This window comes from Bacteroides mucinivorans, from assembly GCF_034654355.2.
GTDB classification, from domain to species: Bacteria; Bacteroidota; Bacteroidia; order Bacteroidales; family Bacteroidaceae; genus Bacteroides; species Bacteroides nordii.
Window position 1 is genome coordinate 5527148 of the sequence record NZ_CP178179.1, and the last position, 19950, is coordinate 5547097.

Genomic DNA, 19950 nt, shown 5'->3' on the forward strand with positions numbered 1-19950 from the left:
ATCAATTCTTATTTTCCCATCGGAAACTTATTCGTAAATGTAATCGTCTCTCTGGCTTCCATTTTTCTCTCCGTTATTTGGTCCGTGAAAGGATTATTCAGCCTCATCAATCCTCCTTTTTCAGATTCAACAGTGATAGAAACAATCTTCCCTCCTTCATAAGAGGCAGATACGAGAAAAGCTCCCATCGCCCGGAGATGCCGGAAAGATACATCTTCCCATTTGGTGGATAAGGCCGGAAATACTTTTATCACTCCGGTATGACTTTGCAACAGCATTTCCTGAATAGCAGCCGCACAAGCAAAATTACCTTCCAGTGTAAACGGACGATAGGTAAATTGCGAATAGCCGGCGTTCAACTGGTCACCGTTCAGATGAAAACTGTTCGGAGAACAAAAAGCTTTAATAAAGATGTGCAAGTTTCTCACCACATCATCTCCTTCAAAAACACGGGCCTTCATATTGGCCAGCCATGCATAAGTATATCCGGTCCACCAATCCGTGCCCAGCATCTCTACATTCTTAATAGAACGCAATATCAAATCGATATTCCCATTCCCTTTACTCACGTCTATTAATCCAAAAGGATGAAAAGACAGTAAATGTGAAAAATGGCGATGCGACTCCACTTGTGCCTTTCCGGGTGCGATCATCAACCCACTCTCATTCACAGCAGGTTTAGGCCATTCGCTTAGTTGCCTTACCCAATAACCGGCTTCTTCGTTCAAGCCCAAAGCCTCCGCCATCTCCCGGGCAATGGTATACGTCAGCCGTATATTGGCAAGATCATAATTTGTTGTTTTCTGAAACCAAGCATCTATACGATTGTCATTTATCTCCGGAGAAGTAGATAAAGGAAGTTGTCGTTCTCCGTTTTCATCCCGTACTGAAATATTCTCAAAATACCGTGCTACCTCCTTTATCCATGGATAAGCGCGGTTCTTCAGGAATTCGGTATCCATACTATACTTCCATTGCAGATAGAAATGGTGCGATAACCAACCGGCTGTAGAGGGAGAGTGTGAATAAGGGCTCCATCCACCGATGGGTTCTCCTGTCAATGTAGCAATACAAGGAACATTCAGTCCTTTCACTCCATAAAACTGCCGGGTGAATGCTTCTGCATTTTCTTTTATCTTCCAGAGCCAGTCGGTAAACACGGACGACTCTTCAAGATGATTAGAGGTATATCCTGCCCAATAACTCAACTGGGTATTCAAATCGCTGTGAAAGTCTCCACGCCAGGGAGGAGTCTGACCGTTATCGGCAGTCCATACAGCTTGCAGACAGATAGGGGGTGCACCCTTTCGTGAAGCAGCGGCAAACTTGTACATTTCCAGATACCATTGTTTCTCCAGTAATGTATCGGGCAGGCTGATAGAAGATTTCATCCAATATTCCCGCCACCAACGCTTATGCATCGCCAGGCTGCTATCAAAGTCGCGACTCATAGTTTGCCTCATACATTCCAGTGCCCCCTCCTTCTCCGAATACCAGGTTCCTTTGGAAGTTACACAATACTCCCCCTCCAGCGAATGCCCGGAAACAGACTTCCAGTTTAATGCTATTTCATAAGAAACATCTCCCCACCCTTGCTGCTGATAGAGCAAAGTTCCGGGATTTATTCGTTCTACTTTTCCTCGTTTATATCCCAATGCAGTCAGCTTATTTACACCGGGCTGATAGTCCAGTTTTGCATCATTTTCTTCATATAAAGGAGTTATCAGCTCCGGAGAAAGAGTATCCGGCAGATTTTCAAATAAGAAACGCCCTCCTTTCTCATTAGCGGAAACAAAAATGCGTGCTTTGGCTCCATTCTCCCATAAAATGGTACAGACAGCAGAAGTCAGGTCCAGACTTACATTCCTTACTCTTCCTAAAGAAGCAATGTTAAACTCAATAGCTCCTGCAGGTATCTTAGTGGGAGCCGCGTCGTATTTAGTCCTGTCGTCTATCAAGCGTTGGATAGGGGCAATATCTTTTTTTCGAAGTACCTGGTCACAAATAAACTGATAAGAATGATCGGGTGATTTGAACTCTTCTACCGGACGTAAGTCCCACAGATCGGCCCGGTCTATAGCGATTCTCAGTTTCCCTTCCTTCTGCCAGATAAGAGCACCGGTTAAACCATTTCCCAATGGAAGGGCTTCGTCCCAAACCTCCGGAAGTTTCTCAAAACGAAGGTTATGATAAGGACGGGGAAGATCGGACACCTCCTCTCCCGACCGGCAGGAAAACAAGATTCCTACCACAACTATAAGTAATAAATGTTTTACACGCACCATAATCAAACAAAATTTATATAGAAACAGGGATATATCCATCTTATGACATATATCCCCGGCTACCCTGTCAACAATACAACAAACTATCGCATAAAGCCTAATATATATGCAATTTATCAGGATACACTTACCTTTACAACCTGATTACCACACTTTAAAATATAACAGCCTGTATCCTTCACAGTAATACGCGCCGAATCAACTATATCTATTCTTTCTACCAATCGACCCGAATAATCATAAATAGAAACCTTACCGGTTGTATTCTCAACGCATATTTCTTTTCCTACCACTGAGACCTTCATCGGATCTGCAAAGGTATTTGGGGAGAAACCGGTAGGAACTTTCTCATAGGCCTTTACCCAATCTATTTCCATATATCCCGGTAACTCTTCATCATTAATCACTCCGGGCCAGGTTCCTTCACCTCCTAAAGCATAATTCAAAATGAGATAGTAAGGAACATCAAACACCCATTGCTTACAAGCCTCACTTTCGGGTAACTGATTATTTCTCAGATAAGTACCCGTACTTACTCCGTTAATAAAGAAAGATAGTTCGTCCGCTGTCCAAACCAAAGTATATGTATTAAAATCATCGAGAACATACTTTCCGCCCAGACCCGATCCGCGATATTCCTCACTTCCCGGATGAACACTGTGCCATGCCATATATTCATGACTCACCTGCTCCATAATATCTATTTCTCCCCCATATCCTGTAGAATATTGCGGACTGACAGGCAATAACCAAATAGCAGGCCATCCACCCTGTACAGATTTGAATTTTGCACGAACCTCTAATTTACCATATTTAAAAGCTACCTTTCCTTTCGTCCAGATGCCTCCTGTCCGGTATCGTTTCGCCTTCTCTGCCTTCAGTACGAGTTTACCATCCTGCAGGTAAGCCTGATCATAACTTTTCGAAAGATAAATAGACCAGGGTGCACCATCCGGAACAGCAAACGACCAATATTTAGGATCGGGTTTCCCGGTATCCTGATCGAAATCATCATAAAAGACCAGTTTATAGTCCGTAGTTTCCGAAGTTTTCATCTGTGCATAAAGTAATCCGCCCAAAGATAAAGAAAGTATTAATAGAATCAGCTTTTTCATCGAATATCCGTTTTATAGGGTGAAGAGCCAGGGATATATTCGGCTCTTCACACCTTCATTTATACTATTATTTACCACCGTAAAAAATACGGTCCGGTACTCATTTTCATATCACTTTACAATAACTTTGGTTACTTCGCTACCACATCTGATAATGTAACAACCCGTCTCCTGTATTACGAACGTTACCGAACCATCGGCTTCTTTCGCATCAACAAGCTTACCTGCCACGTCATAAACAGTCACTGCTCCATTAACATTCTCAACCTGTATATGATCCTCACAAACAGTGACTTTCATGGCTTCTGCCAAGTTCATATCAGAAATACCGGTAGCATTCGGATCCTGCAATGTAAAGTAAACCGGTTCTCCTTGTTCCAGATGCAGACTTACTTGTGTATTGCCATCAGCCAAAGTACTAACAGAAACGCCATCAACAGCCTTCTGAAGTTTCCATTCACCTTTTACAACAATCGTAGCATTGGTTTCCTGTTCAATCCACTTAAACAGCTCGTGCGTTTTCGGGCGAAGGTTCGGATTAGCAACCGCAAATGAGATAGTCTTTGCTCCTGTATTGGCCTTCTCCATCAATAACAACTCCGAGTCGGAGGACTTCACATTGGCAAAGCTGAGTCCGTCTGCCGCTCCAAAGAACGTATAAGCAGTAATACCCTGCGGTTTGTAAGTCAATGCATGCAATTTCTCATTCTGTGCTTCCACTTTGAAAATATCTCCTCCGTTACCAGCAAGTTTTGCAGATAATTGCTGCATCTTCTCGGGTGTTGTCCCCGGAACAGCAACAAACAGGTATTCTTTATTTTCCGGTTTTACCCCGTGGTCAATATAAGCCTTGGCAGCCATTACCGTATTCATATCGCCTGTAACATCGCTGCCGTCTTCACGAGGAGCGGTTTGATTAGCATGTTTGATAACAATCGGGTCATTGCCTTTCGGAATAAAGTATCCCGTCGTTTGCGGAGTTACCAGCCATACATCCTGCTCTGAATTATTAGTCATATTCTCTGCTCCCGGAGCCATCACCTGCCCGTTTACGACCAAGTCACTGCTAATACCTTCATAATCGATTCCCTGGAACAAATTCGTAGCCGTAATCATATCATCTCCATAACTTCCTTTAGCACTGATACCACTGCCCATACTGATGAGCATACCATCGAATGCATAAACCGATTTCTTAAACTGCAGGTTGGTCGGAGTAAACTGTTGACCTCCCCAATCATCGCTCTGTAGGAAATCCGTTCCAAAGATACCATACTGCCCCCAAGCCAATGCTCCGGAAAAATCCTTTTTCGAATACTGGCAGTAAGTACCTTCCGTACTTTTTCGTGGCATCATCTCTTTCCATGAAGTATAATGTACAGTAGTAGCTCCCGGTACAACATTCCAGTCCCAACCTCCGGACATTTTACTACCTGTCGCATTGGGTGCTGTTTCAACAGGATAACCACATACAGCCGCCCCACCATCATACATGACTTCCAAAGTGCCATGGCTCTGGTAACGTCCGAACCGGTTACTGGTTGTATAAATTTCCGTTCCCCAGAACTGAGTAGTAGCACTACGCATGGTAGCTACCCAGTTATTCTGCCGGTAAATACCAGCCGGACTATAATTAAACTGATAGTAACCGTCTACTTTTGCCGGCTCTATATCATACTTATCCGTCATAAAGAAATAGTTATAGAATGCTGCCAGCTCCATATCATATTTGGTACCCAGAATATCACCGCCACCTTCTATCAGGCGGTCCACATACCAGGCTTCTGACGGAACAATTCCACCGCCATCTGTATACGGATGTCTTCCACAAAGACTGTTAGCTGCATAGTAGTCTGTTCTATTTGCCCCCTTTACTGCCATCAGATACATGGATACAATCGCTTTACGAATACGTTCGTAAGAGTCTTTCTTTACTTGGAAACAAGTTCCTTTCAGTGTATAAATATAATTGCACCATGCTTTATAAGCATACATATATGCATTATAGTGTGTATCGTGGTGAAAACCTGTTCCGTCCACTTTCAATACCTCCCGCCCTGCCGGAGTATAAATAGTATGCAACTCCATGAAACGAACCATATCTTTCAGATTCTGGATAGCCTCTTTCTGATCAGTAGGAGCAACAGCCAGTGCAAACAGATGTTTAAAGTAGTTACACAAATAATCCGCATTCATCCAGGAAACCAGGTAATCATTATCGGCATATACCATATTTGCTTCGAGCATCCAAGTCATAGCCTTTATCATCTCTTTTCTCTGCTCCTCCGTATATTCGGACATTGCTGCTATAAAACCTGCAGGAATATCATCTACACTACCATAATGACTATATGTAAGGCGTTCGAAATCATAGAAGATGCCTTGATCCAGAATATAATCAACATAATCTTTCAATAAATCTTTCGCTTCCTGATCTCCCTTCTTTGCATGAGCTGCCAGTGCTTGCACCCTTTGAGAAATATCAATCATAATATCGATTGTCAGTTCTTCGCTCCCTCCTAATGCAGGACCATTAATCGAACCGTCTTCATTGCGGACCAGACCGAGAGCTGACATATAAGATCGTAAAGTTTTCATCGTTACTGTTGTAGCAGGAACCGTAGCCAATGCAGTTTTCAACTTTTCAAAGTCAGTAATTTCCTGCGCTGTAGGTTCATTGATTACTTTGTTCTGACCAGCAGCATACGCTTTCAGCAATTGAACACGGTCTTTATATAAATATTCCAGATCCGGCATCATCAAATCCTGATACAGTACTTTCCAATTGGAAGATTTAGGTGCATCAAAATTCACTTTATCCAGGTATATTTTTGTATTACCTGCATTCTTTCCGGCATAAGTAAACCGTATATCGGTAATAGTAACTGCATTCTTATTCGCATAATCCGAGTAGAACCGGTTGAACTCACGCCATCCTTTAAAATTCATTGAGATATGACCGGTTTTTACCGCTTTACCGGTTTCGTCCAGATAGTCAATCGTTATCTGATCATCACACGGTTGTGAGTTATGTATCTCAAAAAATGCCGACTGACTGCCAATGGTAAACTCTCCGACAGAAACGGTCAGCGTTCCTCCATCTTTCGTATCCCAGCATAAAGCCTGATTCCCCTCACTACGATGTTCTTTACTCAATGATAGTGTACTGTTCACTGCACTCCACTGTTCCAATTCCGATACATTCTCAAAAGTAAATGCTTTCGGCTTGTTTGTTTCCAGTGTAGATAATTTATCAAAACGTACATCATCGATGTATGATTCTGCATTGTTCTGGTTATAAAACAATATACAGAAGTTAGTAAGGTCTATATCTGTAGATTCTTCCACGGGTTTCGACTCCCAGAAGTCCGGCTCCACTTTCGATAAATCAAAGTCAATTGTGTATTTAACCCAGTTATCGGTCAGTTTTAAAACAACCGATGCCTTTTTATTATCAGCCACATTATCTTGTTTCACAACAAAGAAACGACCTCCGGAAGCATCCGAGTTATCCTCTTTCGTGAGGAAAGTATATACTCTGAGCTGAGCTTCATTCATTGATTTGGCATAGAATGTCAAACGATAAATATCACGATCTGCTTTTCCTTTCATACGTTGTGCCAGGAAATCTTTATACCAGGTACCGGGCGCTCCGGTCATTTTTGCAACCTTTCCGTGCTCCGGGTCATCTACAACAGCAAACTGTACTACATTCGGCTGAGGATTATTCGTAACCCATTCATTGAAGAGATAAGGCTGTGTTTTAAAGCCCCGGGTCAAATCTGCATTGTCGAAACCATTGTCTCTAATCTGTATAGCATACTTATCATTTTCTGACGCTGGTAACGGCATCAGATAAATATCACGGTTATCGGCTGTTATGCCCCTCGCCTCATAAGAGGCCTTCACACGTGGATTATACAGATTTGCCTCGTATACTTTTTCCGTTCTCACCAATTGGAACCATCTTTTGAATTCAGCAAAAAATTCCCATCCCCGTTCATCAAATACAGCCTTGTCAAAATCGGCTTCGTTCAATCCGGCAGCAAGCTCGGTTCCTCCGGCCCGGTTACGTATCTGATTTATACATTGGTATGCTAAAGCATCCGGCCCCTTATCCGCTTTATTCTGAGCCTCAGCATAAATCAACAGTACATCTGCATAACGATAAATAGGAGTAATGCCACTTGTTTGTGCACTCAGTGGTTCTATTCCTCCATAATCACGGTATTTATTAATAGCAGGAGAACGCATTTCCGATACCTTAAAGTCTTTCGCTCGTTTCCCCTCACCGAATTTTGTTACAAAATTAAAAGCCTTACGAGTATCTTCCGGATAACGTTCATAGAAACAGGAATCGGCCAGATAATCACTCCAGGCACCTGCATTCTCTTCCATTGCCATGTAAGAGATACCATAATTACTGGATCCGACAATGGTATGATTCAATGCCAGAATATGTTCCGTATCGTCTCCGCAAGTAGCCTCTTTCCACAAATCTTCATAACGGGGCAATAGAGAGTATTTTCCACTCTCAATCACCTCTTTAGCCGTTTCTTTTGCTAATGTATATTTATCTGTCTGTTTAAGAGGCCATCCTGCCATAGTCAGATATACCTCCGCCAGACAAGTCTTTGCTGCCCACTTAGTGGGGGTAGAATTGGCTCCGGCACTTCCTAAACGTCCCTGTTCCGGTAATTTCTCTGCCGCAGCCTGTAAATTTGGAATAATCACCTGATTATAAATGTCGCTTATCGCATTACGACCGATGATTGTGCTACCCAGAATATCTTCTTTCTGCTCCGAATCTTTATAAGCCGGCACCTCTCCAAACCAACGAACCAGTTGGTAATAGGCAAACGCTTTGAAAAAATGGGCTTCTCCGGCATATTGCACTTTGTCACTTTCGGTAAGAGCGGTTGAATTTTGAACTGTTTCCATCAAAAGATCACACTCTCTTATCAACGTATACATGTCCTGCCATATGATTTTCACATCACCGTCAAATGCCGCATCTACTTTCAGCTCGTCCATAGCATAATGACGCTTAGCTACCGATCCTCCGACAATATCATCCGCTCCTAATCCTAAAATCTGCGGGCGACAATTAAATCCCCAATTACCGCCCCATAGTGTAGTGTATAACTTATTGGCTGCCGTTTCCAATTCAGCTTTAGTCATGTAAGACGAAACAGATGCTTTTAGTTCTTGTAAAGACTGGTGCTGCAAGTGTTCGGAAACAGCCTGAGCATGTGATACCTCGTTTGACTCAAACAAGTTTGCAGGGGCAAACCATGCTGCATAACCAATGCCGGCAGCCCCACATAATGTCAATGCTAATAAAATGTTTTTCATTGGATTTCTTTTTTTAAGTTAAGTTTCGCGAACTCTTATCTTCCGGTAACCGTAACAATCCGGTTATCGGCTACTGAAGACAGAGTTCACTAAACTACGTTTTTTCTATATTAATAGACTCTCGGATTAGCCTCAAAACCACAATCAACTTGTTCCTGTTCGGGAAGTGGCATCAAATAGGTACGACGCTCTTCTTTGGTTATTCCATTCTTCATCATAGATGCTTTCACACGCGGATTATATTGATTCATTTCCCATACTTTTTCCGTTCTCACCAGTTGAAACCATCTCTTAAACTCAGCGAAAAATTCCCAACCGTATTCATCAAACACGGCTTTATCAAACTCCTCTTCATTCATGTTTTCCGCTTTGTCATACACTCCGCCTCCTGCCGCACGTTTACGAATATCATTCAGACATTGGTATGCCAATGTATTGGGACCATGCTCTGCACGATTCTGGGCTTCAGCATAAATCAGTAATACTTCAGCATAACGATAAATTGGGGTAATACCCGAAGATTGCGCACTCATTTCTGCTCCATTCGCGGTAGTTGTGCCCCCGTAATCACGGTATTTATTGATGGCAGGAGAACGCATCTGTGTTTTACGAAAATCTTTCGCTCTTTTCCCTTCACCCATTTTAGTGATAAAGTTGAATGCCTTCCGTTCATCGGCCGGATAACGTTCATAAAAACAGGAGTCTGCCAGATAATCACTCCATGCAGCCGTACTTTCCTCCATTGCCATATATGAAATACCATAGTTACTGGCTTGATTTACCTTGTCATGAGGTAACGCGAACATATGTTCCGTCGCATCAAGCTTAGTAGCTTCTTTCCATAATTCTTCGTAATGCGGAAGTAATGAATAACCTCCTTCATCAATAATTTCTTTTGCCTTATCACGGGCAAGTGCAAAATTTTCTGTCTTTTTTAATGGCCATTCTGCCATGGTCAGGTATACATCGGCCAGACATGCCTTAGCTGCCCATTTGGAAGGAGTTTCATTTGAACCGTTATTCTTCCGTCCTCTTTCGGGCAGATACTCTTCGGCTATCTTCAAAGAAGGAACAATAATCAGATTGTAAATATCTTCTGTCTTGTTACGGGTAATGTCCGTACTCCCCAATATATCTTTATAACAAGTGGAATCGGTAAATCCGGGAACATCCCCAAAATAACGCACAAGATGAAAATAAGCAAATGCACGCATAAAATAAGCCTCACCCAAATAGGGTTTCTTGGCTTCATCAGCCATAGTTGGAGAAGCTTCCAGTCCCTCTATAAACTGATTGCTTGCTTGTATCACAGCATATAAATACTCCCAAACCAAATCAACATCATCACCATGTACATAAAACTCATCAATCAGATAATGACGTTTACTAACCGAACCTCCGATAATATCATCGGCTCCTAATCCCAAAATTTGGGGACGGCAATTGAATCCCCAGTTATTAAACCACAATTTTCGATATAAACCATCAGTCAGGCTCGTTACATTGTCCTGATTATATTCAATATTCTCCGGAGTTGGAAAGCTCAATGGCTCTTGAAACAAATCAGCACACCCGGAAAGCCCAATACAACCTGTAAAAGCTAACGCTACAATATATTTTTTCATAAATCAATCTGCTTTTTATTATTAAAACCCAAAATTCAACCCAATCAGATAATTACGTCCGTTAGGATAATATCCGTAGTCGATCCCCGAGGTCAGTGGACTTTTCAATGTAACCTCCGGATCGATACCGGAATAACCGGTAAACAGGAATGGATTCTGGATAGAAGCATATATCCTCAATATACTGATTTTCATGCGTTTCAATACCGTTTCCGGTAAATTATATCCCAATGTGATACTCTTTACTTTTACAAAATCACCTCTTTCCACGTATTGAGATACAGATTTCTTTGAATTACGTTTTGATATAAAACCGGCAATATCCGAATTCTCATTCTCCGGTGTCCAACGATTCAGCCATTCCGGATTAGGACCTAACTCCAACGGACTATCCCCTACTCCCAAACGAGCCGCACGCGTATAATTATAAATATCAAAACCGTGTACCCCAATGACAAACAGGCTTAAGTCAAAATTCTTATAGGTAAACGTATTATTCCATCCCCACTGAAAAGAGGGTTGCCCATTACCGATAATAGTCTGGTCTTCCACCGTTATCTGCTTATCTTCGCTACCATCCAGATTCTTGTACCGATAAGATCCCGCTTCTGTTCCCTGTGGAGCATCAGCCAGTTCACTTGTTTTCCAAACACCGTCACTTACATATCCCCACATCGTTCCAAGTTTTTCGCCCTTTATATTACGGAAATAGTCGTTCTGATATCCACCGCTAATAATAGCATATTCCAAATCTCCGTCCAGGCTTTCAATAACTCCTTTATTGTGTGATAAAGTGATATTCGTATTCCACCTGAAATCTCTGGTAGCTACAGGATCGGCTCCGATAGTAACCTCAAAACCTTTATTACGTATTTCGGCTGCATTCTTCAAACGGGTCTTGAAACCAGTATATAACGGTGCAGTCACATCCAGCAAAGCATCTTTGGTCAGTTTATCATACACATCTACCGTAAATGTCAGGCGATTATTGAATACTCCGAAGTCAATACCCGCATTCCACTGTTTTGTACGTTCCCACCGCAGACCTTTCGTTCCGATCCGCTTGGTTGTAAGAGTCAAATTATCATTTGCATCACGGGTTGCTTCCAACTCTGTCCAGGCAGAATATGCGGCTACAGCCTGGTTTCCTGTTTCACCATAGCCGGCACGGAGTTTTAATTGACTCAGGAAATCAACATCACGCAAAAATGATTCTTCCTTCATATTCCATGCCAAAGCCATGGAAGGGAATTGTTCCCATCTCTTCTCTGACGAAAGATTGGAAGAACCGTCATAACGCCAGGAGGCAGTCAGCATATACCGGTTCATAAGAACATAATTTACTCTTGCCATATAAGAAAGCATGAAAGACCGGGTATGTCCGGAAGAACCATATACTTTTTTAGCCAAAGAGGTATTATTGGCGCCTATTTCTTCGGAAATCAACTCACGACCTTCACTCTTATTGTTCATATTATTACTATACTGTTGCTCAATAACGGCTGTAGCATTAATACGATGGTTTTTATTAAACTCTTTCACATAGGATAGAATATTCTGGTTCGTCCAGGAATAATTTTGGGTACTGGTAAAAGCAGCAGAGTTATATCCGCTGTTCCACCCACTCAGGCTCCCTTTCGTATTGGTATTCAATGCACTGGTATTCCCAAACCAGAAATTCTGAGTAGTCCGTAGCGTTAGTCCTTTCAAGATCGTAACATCTACATACCCCTGTATTGTAGAACTATAATAATAACCGTCTTTATCTACCTCATTGATATGAGCCATCGGGTTGAATTTACGACCTCCCTGTATATCTTTGTGATGATAAGCTCCATCTTCATCTTTCGGTAAAACAGTATTCGGGAAATTCAACGCATCTACCAAGGTATTCTGCCATCCGCTAAAGTTCACCCCGGAATCCTTAGAGTAACTGCCATTAAAGTTCACACCTGCTTTTAACCATGGAAGAAGTTCTGTATCCACCTTCAAGCGGGCATTGATCAACTTGCGTTGCGACTCTTCAATCGTACCTTCGTTATAATTATAACGCCCGGAAAATACAAATTGAGTTTTTTCATTTCCTCCGGTCACCGACAATTCATGTGTATGCTCCAACGCCACATCCCGGAAAATAGCGTCCAGATAGTCATATCCACCTCCATTATAGAAACCTTTAACAGCATCTGCATCATAGAAAACCTGAGGATCCAGACCTGAATTCCGGTTAATTTCTCTTCCGTAATCATTAGCCAAATCGGCCATTTGTCCGGGAGACAAAATATCAGGAAGAGTATACGGCTTTTTAAAATTGACATATCCGTTATAATTCACATTTACTTTTCCGGATTTTCCTTTTTTAGTAGTAATCAAGATAACTCCATTCGCCCCGCGCGAACCATAAACAGCCGTAGCAGAAGCATCTTTCAGGACCTCGACGGACTCTATATCTCCCGGATTCAACATGCTCAATGTACCTCCGATAAAACCATCGACTACTACCAGCGGACCACCATCTGCCTTGATGGAGTTGGCTCCGCGTACACGGATCGTAGCTCCCTGGGTAGGGTCACCCGAAGCGGAAACAATACTAACCCCCGCCATGCGTCCCTGAAGTGCATTCTCAATATTATTAGTCGGTGTATTTTTCAGAATATCGTCTGCTTTAACAGAAGCAACCGCCCCCGTTAAATCCGACTTACGCTGTACACCATAACCTACTACCACTACTTCATCCAGAGCTTGCGTATCGTCCTGCAGCGTTATTGTCAGACTTTTCTTTCCTGCTACTTTGACCTCTAATGTCTGATAACCGACAAAGGAAATTTTCAAAGTTGCATCCCTCCGTACGTTGTCCAACTTAAAGTTTCCATCCACATCCGTAATGGTACCCATTGTCGTACCTACCACCAGAACAGATGCTCCAATCACGCCCTCCCCGGCTTTGTCAATAACCTTACCAGTTATAGTCCCTACCTGTGCCCATACTATTTGTGTCATCAGGCAGCAAACTACAAACAGGCTCCACAACCTTTTTGTCGCCAAATTACTTTTTTTCATACTATTTTATTTCTAAAGTTATTTCACCAGAACTTTAAATGTCTTCGAACCGTTTACATTGCTGACTTTCACCAGATAGAAACCATTTCCGGACATGTTTATAGTGTTATCACCAGCGGTAACCGGCACACTAAGAACCATTTCACCTACAATAGAGTAAACCTCTACAACCGAATTTTCATCAGAGGTTACTACCAACTGATTCCCATAAGCCACCACTGAGGAACCGTTATCTGCTTTGTTCGGATAAATGCCGGTCAGTGCCGAACCCTGGTAAGCTCCCATATTTATTTTACCATTTACAATACGATCATTTCCTGCAATATCTTTCTTCATGAATTTTTCAACCCAGGTATCTTCCAGTTCACAATTATAGTCAAATTCAGTAGTACCGGAGTTTATAGCTAATGAAGCCTCCTTCAAAGAATAATCAGCCTTTGCAGATTCCTCTTTCTGAGTTGCATCCACAGCAACCCCTTTGAAAGAAGCAGGATTTACAAATGGAGTAACATCTACAACATTATTACTATTCGTTGCTTCTCCAAAATCAATCTCTGTATCAAAAGCACTGTATTCTATCCAACACAGTTCGTTATTAGCTGCAACCTCCACAGTTTTTTCTCTACTTGCTTCATTGTTTACTACAATATTATTATACCAGAAAGGACTACCGGCACCATCAATATACAAAGTACCTTTATTATTGGCAATGGTATTATTCAACTGAGTACCTCCCTGAATATCCATCAGTAAGCGGTTACTTGTATTATTCACTATCAGATTATTAGCAAGAACCATATTGGAGACCGTTGTAATAATAGCACTTCTCCATTCGTCTCCACTTTCTGTTGTATTTTGATTATTACGAACAATGTTGTTAGTAAAACTTGCCTGTACATTTGACTTTCCGGAAAGCACAGTACCAGAAACAGTTGTGGCATTTCCTTCAAACAGACAGTCGGTTATCGCCATCGTACCTTCTGACCAGTCATAAGCAATTCCAATACATTTATCTGTATTATCTTTAAAAAGACACTTGGTAATCAGCACTTCATCTGATTGATTCTGTGGTCCACCATTATAATTATAAAGTCCAAAAGATTGCATTTTGTTAGCCTCAAAGACACAGTTCTCCATACGATTTGGCAAACTGCCTACTGCATAACCACAAAAATAAATCACTGAATTAGTCTTCGTCAAATCACCCAAATTGCTGTTATTGGCAAAATAACAATCACGCACTATGAAATTCTCTTCACCATAAACAAGGGTAGCATTAGCTGCGCAATTAATCACTTTGTTATTCTGGAAAGTAACAGAATTTCTAAAATATAAAAAACGCCAGTCCTTAGTTACCTTATAATTATTAAAAGTAATTCCATCCACATACAGCATATCCCAAAGAGAACTTTTATCCTCCCGCTCCATCAAACGGTTTTCATTCTCACCGGTAAAAATCGTTTCATTTGTAAAGTTCCAGGGTTCAGCTTGAGGATTGGGTCGTTGGCGTGCATCGACAGAAATTTCTCCTTTGGCAAATCCACCATAAAAACTTACTCCATTTTTCATCATAATAGATGTATTAAAGACGTAGGTGCCTGCAGCAATATAAATATCATCACCTTTATCGGCTTTGCTTATTGCCACATTCAAATCTTTCACTGCCGTCTCCCAGGAAGTCCCGGCATTGTTGTCATTACCATCAGTAGTTACGTAGATTACTTTCGCACTCATGCCTGAGCAGAGAACCAAAGCACACATTGCAGAGAATAATGTCTTTTTCATACTATAAATTTTAAAATTGATAAGTTTTACATCGGTTTTTGATGCAACAAAAGTGGAATAAATATGAAAGAGAGGGATGCATATTGCGTACTTAAAGGAGGCACATCAAGTACAATTCACCAATATACAACATGCAGGAATTATTCTGTACGCAATGTGCACCTGATTGTACGCATAGTGCACATCAATCTAATAAATTTCGTATTAAACCTGCCCCTGCTATTGTATTAACACAATTAACATTATTCTTTAACAACCGCCTCCTGTCTTGTAAGAGTGTACACTTTTGCACTACAAAAATGTACATCTTTGCATAGCAAAAATGTACAATTAACACATGAATAAGTGTACACTTTTGCAAAACATTAAACAAGAGGCTATTATCTGTTATAAATCAGATGATTGTATAATATCAACGAAGTATATTCTGCCCAAAAATTTCTTTTGAAAAATATCTGTAATTACTTTTTTGACTATTACGTATTTGCCGAATAAATCCAATATAAGAGGTGAAGAGAATATCACGTACATAAAAAACGACTGATACAGAATTGGGCATATATCATACACCAAAAACTTATACGATGATGAGCGCCTCTTTACCCGCCAGTTTCCTCTTCCGTTTCTTCCACATCCTCGTCCTTATTACCCGTGCGATAGAATAATGGGCTGATGCCATATACTTCCTTAAAGCAACGGCTGAAGTAACGGGGAGAGCTAAAACCTGTCCGGTCTGCCACCTCAGCTATAGACAAGAACAATTCATTCTTCAGAAGATAAGCGGCTTTTTTCAAACGAATTGTCAAAATGAAATCGTTCGGAGTTTGTCCGGTAATAGCTTTCATTTTAGAGAAGAAGTTGGTGCGAGAGATACACAACTCACGAATCACGTCATTCAGACTAAACTCTGCATTATCCATATTCTTTTCAATAATGGCAACGGTACGGTCCAACAGATCTTTATCCATCGGATTGGTTGCTAACATCTGAACACGGGTCTGTGGCTGTTTACTAAACTTCTCCTGCAATACGATACGACTGTTCACCAGATTATTACATCTGGAAATAAGCAGGTTCACATTAAAAGGTTTCGTGATATAATCGTCCGCACCAATACGCAAGCCTTCAATGGTATGCTCTATCGCAGTACGGGCCGTCAATAAAACAACCGGAATATGACACGTTTCGAAATCCTGCTTTATCTGCTTGCAGAGTTCAATACCGGTCATTTTAGGCATAACCACATCGCTAATAATAAGATCAGGCATCCTATCACGAGCCTCTTTCAATCCCTCTTCTCCATCCGCAGCGGTTATTATCTCATAATAAGGTTCAAACAGACCCGCCAACATTTCTCTTAAAGAGTCATTGTCCTCCACAATCAGCACCTTCGCTCCTTTGATACGTTCCTTCACCGTATCGTCCAGCACCTGCTGCTCAACCATGAATTTCGATTCGACAACGACCGCCGCCTCCTCTTCTTTCGGCTCCTCTGTCTCTATCTGTTCTGCGGTGAAATGGGCATTTCCTAACTTTAACGCAATAGTAAACGTTGTCCCACTGGTCTGATTGCTGCTAACCTCAATCCGCCCCTTATGTAACTCCACAATACCTTTACTCAAGGCCAGCCCAATACCTGTTCCCTGAGTATTCTCCGGATCATTGCTGGTTTGATAGAAGCGTTCAAAAATCTTCCCTGCTTCTTCCGGCTTGATTCCTTTACCACTGTCCTGCACTTCAATAATAGCTTCTTCTCCTCTCTTACTGATGTTAATGGAGATACTTCCTTTCTCAGGAGTATATTTAAAAGCATTTGACAGCAAATTATTAATAACTTTCTGCATCTGACGCGAGTCATACCAAACCTCCAACTGATCCTGATCTTTATTGAAATAGAATTTGATATGCCGGGTAGATGCATATTCGATATAAAGCAGATAGTTTTCATATAAGAAGTCAACCAGATTATGCCTGCTCACCTTTATCTTCATATGTCCTTGCTCCTGCTTGCGAAAATCAAGTAATTCACTGATCAATCCCCGTAACTGGAGCCCGTTCTTATAAACATTCAGAAGTTTATTGTAAATAGCCGGTGGAAACGACTGTACCTGCAGTAACATTTCAATCTGCCCCACAATAACCGTCAACGGAGTACGGAACTCATGAGAAATATTAGTAAAGAAACGGAGTTTAGATTGGTTCAGTTCCTCTACATCCCGAATGCGCTGTTTCTCGTATTTAAGAGATTCTTGCAATTTTATTCTTCCATGATAGGTCCTCACTATATAATAAAGAAGGCTAATCGTAGTGACAGCATAGATAAGATAGGCCCAGATTGTTTTGTAAAACGGAGGAAGAACGGTTATGTTAAGACGATATTCCGGTTGATACACATTATTAATTCCTGCCGGTTTTACAATCAGGGTATAGTCACCCGGCGACAGATTGGTATAAGTAATAGTACGTTGCTTGTATATCTTTGTCCACCCATTGGAGAATCCCTCTAACCGGTACACAAACTCATGCTGATTGGCAGCAATATAATTGGAAACAGCAAATTCCAGATTTAAAACCGAATGATCACTTTTCAGCGTAATAGCAGAGGTGTCATAAAAAGAAGATTTCAGAATGCCTGTCTTGTCATTGATACCCACCTCTTCGCCATTCACCCAAAGTCCTACCGGAAAGATATCATAAGGTTTAGGAGGAATATTGAGACTTTTTTCATAGAATGAAACCATTCCTTTAATACCTCCCAAAAATATTTCACCATCTTTACATTGATATAATGAGTTCTCATTCAACGTAGTGAAAGGAAAGCCATTCTCATTATCATAATTATAAAATAGCTTCGTGTAATAATCAAAAAGGGTGAATCCCTGGTTAGTGGTCAGCAACAATTTGCCGTTTAAAGACTCTGTTACAGCATAAATACAATCACTACCCAAGCCGTTTTTCTTAGAATTGAAATTCTCAAACTTACCTGTCTCCCGGTAATAAACGTCAATGCCGGAACTAATCGTCGAGAACCACAGATTGCGATGACGATCTTCGGCAATACAGGTTATCATATTATCGCTTAAACAATTTGTCTTCTCCGGATCATATCTGTAATTCACCAGCTCCTTCGTATCAAAATGGTAAGCATATACGCCATGCCCTTCTACCCCAATCCACAATAATCCCTCCGAATCTATTTTCAGATAATGTGAAAATAGATTTAACAACAAAGTGGAGTTTCCCGTCTCAGGATTGAATTGAAAGACGCCATCATAAGAAGCCAGCAACAAATCATCTTTATAGGGAATAATGTCCAGTATCACATTGGATGCTTGTTTTCCTTCTATATCAGGAAGCTTATAAGTGGTAATCCTGTCTGTTTTTAAATCCAGTTTATTAACTCCCTCCTGATGGGTTCCGATCCAAAGCGCTTCCCGTTTCTCGTCATAGTACAAAGCTTTAATGTTATTATGCGAAAGAGAACCGCTACCCTCCCTATGTTTATACCATTTGAAACGCTTGTTGGTACGATCATAAAAATCCAGTCCACCCCCTTCGGTAGCAATCCACAAGTTTCCTCTCTTGTCTTCTGCAAAGCAACCGATCACCGGAAAACTAAGTCCCTCGTTCTCGTGCAATCCGGGACGATAATGGGTATAAATTTCATATTCGGGATTAAAATAGTTCACCCCACCGAAATAAGTGCCTACCCAGAGAGTTCCCTGGTGATCTTTAATAATGCAATAAACAGAAGCATTACTTAAACTTCCCGGTATATCCGTAGAAGTATAATAGACAAATTCGTTTTTCTTCTTATCAAACTTATCTAACCCATTGAAAGTTGCGATCCACAAATTTCCCTGATTATCTTCACAGCAATCCCGCACTGAGTTAGAAGAAATACAGTGTGTTTTGTCTGCTCCTCCATCTGTATAATGTACGATTTCATCATCAGAGATATGAAAAAGTCCGTCCTCCCAGGTACATACCCAAACATCACCGGACAAATCCTGATAGAGATTAAAGACATTACACCGGGGCAAAACACATTTCTGACTCGCCTGTCCTCTCTCCAAACAATATAGCCCTTCTCCCCGGGTACCGAGCCACAATCGCCCCCTACTGTCTTTCAGTATGGAAGAGACCTGTATGTTTCCTTCTAAAGAGCAATAAGGCTCCACCTGACGGCTTGCGACATCGTAATAATAGACAAAATTGTTACCACCTATCAGTAATGTATCAGCACTATAAGTAATTGAGTAACCCGCACCCCTCTGAATCGTTTCGAATGTTTCAGTACGCATATCAAAAGAGCATATCCCCTCAATTGTCTGTATATATAGATGTCCTTTATCATCACCACAAATCTTCCGGACATCTTTTCCTAAAATAGAATGACTGTTCTCCCGTTCCGGCTTGTAACTTTGTATCCGATTGCCATTGTAGACGTTCAACCCGTCACGTGTTCCTATCCATATCCTACCAAGTTCATCTTTATATAAACAGTAGGCTGTAAACTGTGAAAGTCCATTCTCAGTAGATAAATAATTGAACGATATGTCTTGCGCAATAAGCTTAGTAACCCAAAATAGTGAAATAAGAAATAAGGTAATCCTACTTATATTCTGATGCTTTATGTTTTTCATATCAGAGACGAATTAGATTCTTTATTGCGCAAAAATACGATAAATAAGAATCACGCCCAACTCTCTCATTAATAAAAAG

At 41.2% G+C, this 19950-nt stretch carries 7 protein-coding genes; all 7 read right to left on the reverse strand.

Features of this window, described 5'->3' with window-relative positions:
* Positions 1-8: 8 nt before the first annotated feature.
* Positions 9-2285 (reverse strand): glycosyl hydrolase family 95 catalytic domain-containing protein, encoded by a 2277-nt coding sequence (locus VCM39_RS20920; protein WP_322933338.1) that lies wholly within the window; start codon positions 2283-2285, stop codon positions 9-11.
* Between the two features lie 116 nt (positions 2286-2401).
* On the reverse strand, positions 2402-3400 hold the full coding sequence (locus tag VCM39_RS20925; RefSeq protein WP_289291518.1) for a glycoside hydrolase family 16 protein: 999 nt from the start codon (positions 3398-3400) through the stop codon (positions 2402-2404).
* Between the two features lie 111 nt (positions 3401-3511).
* Positions 3512-8755 carry a RagB/SusD family nutrient uptake outer membrane protein gene (locus tag VCM39_RS20930; protein ID WP_322933339.1) on the reverse strand — a complete coding sequence of 1748 codons (5244 nt, stop codon included), beginning with the start codon at positions 8753-8755 and terminating at the stop codon, positions 3512-3514.
* A gap of 110 nt (positions 8756-8865) precedes the next feature.
* Positions 8866-10380: a RagB/SusD family nutrient uptake outer membrane protein gene (locus VCM39_RS20935; RefSeq protein WP_221650690.1), complete on the reverse strand. Its 1515-nt coding sequence runs from the start codon at positions 10378-10380 to the stop codon at positions 8866-8868.
* Positions 10381-10401: 21 nt separating this feature from the next.
* The gene (locus tag VCM39_RS20940) at positions 10402-13440 is read right to left on the reverse strand and encodes a TonB-dependent receptor (RefSeq protein ID WP_322933340.1); all 3039 of its coding nucleotides are present in this window, start codon (positions 13438-13440) and stop codon (positions 10402-10404) included.
* Positions 13441-13458: 18 nt separating this feature from the next.
* On the reverse strand, positions 13459-15225 hold the full coding sequence (locus tag VCM39_RS20945) for a right-handed parallel beta-helix repeat-containing protein (protein WP_322933341.1): 1767 nt from the start codon (positions 15223-15225) through the stop codon (positions 13459-13461).
* A 599-nt stretch (positions 15226-15824) separates the two neighbouring features.
* Positions 15825-19871, reverse strand: a complete 4047-nt coding sequence (locus VCM39_RS20950) for a two-component regulator propeller domain-containing protein (RefSeq protein WP_322933342.1) — start codon at positions 19869-19871, stop codon at positions 15825-15827.
* Positions 19872-19950 lie beyond the last annotated feature (79 nt).

Coding starts and splice junctions, on each gene's coding strand:
- VCM39_RS20950 (WP_322933342.1), bottom strand. CDS start 19,871: ATGAAAAACATAAAGCATCAGAATATAAGTAGGATTACCTTATTTCTT.
- VCM39_RS20935 (WP_221650690.1), bottom strand. CDS start 10,380: ATGAAAAAATATATTGTAGCGTTAGCTTTTACAGGTTGTATTGGGCTT.
- VCM39_RS20945 (WP_322933341.1), bottom strand. CDS start 15,225: ATGAAAAAGACATTATTCTCTGCAATGTGTGCTTTGGTTCTCTGCTCA.
- VCM39_RS20920 (WP_322933338.1), bottom strand. CDS start 2,285: ATGGTGCGTGTAAAACATTTATTACTTATAGTTGTGGTAGGAATCTTG.
- VCM39_RS20930 (WP_322933339.1), bottom strand. CDS start 8,755: ATGAAAAACATTTTATTAGCATTGACATTATGTGGGGCTGCCGGCATT.
- VCM39_RS20925 (WP_289291518.1), bottom strand. CDS start 3,400: ATGAAAAAGCTGATTCTATTAATACTTTCTTTATCTTTGGGCGGATTA.
- VCM39_RS20940 (WP_322933340.1), bottom strand. CDS start 13,440: ATGAAAAAAAGTAATTTGGCGACAAAAAGGTTGTGGAGCCTGTTTGTA.